This is a genomic window from Moorena sp. SIO3H5 (assembly GCF_010692395.1).
In the GTDB taxonomy this organism is placed as follows: Bacteria; Cyanobacteriota; Cyanobacteriia; order Cyanobacteriales; family Coleofasciculaceae; genus Moorena.
Genome location: NZ_JAAHHS010000816.1, coordinates 1 through 1,058 on the forward strand (window position 1 = coordinate 1; position 1,058 = coordinate 1,058).

Here is a 1,058-nt window from a genome sequence, read left to right on the forward strand (position 1 = left end):
TCCTCATGACCAATTTGCCAAGGAATACCTAGAAGAATTGTTAAGCTCTTTGGGACAGGTAGAAACTAGCAAAGATGTTAAAAGCGAAGTTCGTGAGATAGATGTGTGGTTCGTCCCCAATGCATCGCCATCTAATACTTCAGAATTGGGTTTATTGGCGAAAATGGCTATAACAAGTTGTTTATTTGAGCCATTTCGTAATCCTCCCAGTGAAGTGGAGATTAGGAGTTGTTTATTAAAGTTATATTCCGTTCATGGAGATTTATTGCGACAAGTCAAACGAGAAAAACGTTCTTTATCAGAGACAGAATTGCCCCATTTATGGATTTTAACTCCTTCTTGTTCTGCAAGGATGCTCAACGGATTTGGGGCGAAAATTCAAGAGTCAGGAGATTGGCATGAAGGGGTTTATTTTCTGCCACAATTGTTGAAAGGGTCGATTGTAAGTATTAATCAATTACCTGTTAATGAAGACACTTTGTGGTTAAGGGTGTTAGGGAAAGGAAGGACGCAAAAACAGGCTGTAGAAGAGTTGGTTCAACTGTCGTCAGAAAGTTCCAGATGGAATCAATTGCTGGAGATTTTGGCTTCTTGGCGCAAAAATATAGAGGTGAAAGATAATGTAAGTGACGAGGATAGGGAGTTGATTATGAATTTATCACCAGCTTATCTCAAACAACGGGAAGAATGGCGACAGGAAGGGTTACAAGAAGGGTTACAAGAAGGAGAGAAGAAGATACTGCTACGTTTACTCAAACAACGTTTTGGGGACATTGCTCCTGATTTAGAGCAGACAATTACCAGTTTATCCATTCCCCAGTTGGAAGCATTGGTAGATGCCCAGTTGTATTTCTCTAATTTAGATGATTTAGTAACCTGGCTGTCAACACACAGGAGTGCGAATTAAATAAAGTGCAAATCTATAATTTAACCTCACCCTCGCTTTTTGCAGTGCAAAAATCTTTCCCTCGACCTATTAAGGAGAGGGATGTCCGTCAGGACAAGGTGAGGTTTTGTATTTTATTTCATTATTTTTATTTTTCCGGAATTGGATTTTG

General features: G+C 39.4%; 1 protein-coding gene. It reads left to right on the forward strand.

Translation table 11 applies throughout. The annotated features are described in order from the left end of the window. Positions 1 to 907, forward strand: a 907-nt coding sequence (locus F6K52_RS36730) for a DUF4351 domain-containing protein (RefSeq protein ID WP_293090216.1), incomplete at its 5' end; no start/stop codon positions are given. Positions 908 to 1,058: the final 151 nt, after the last annotated feature.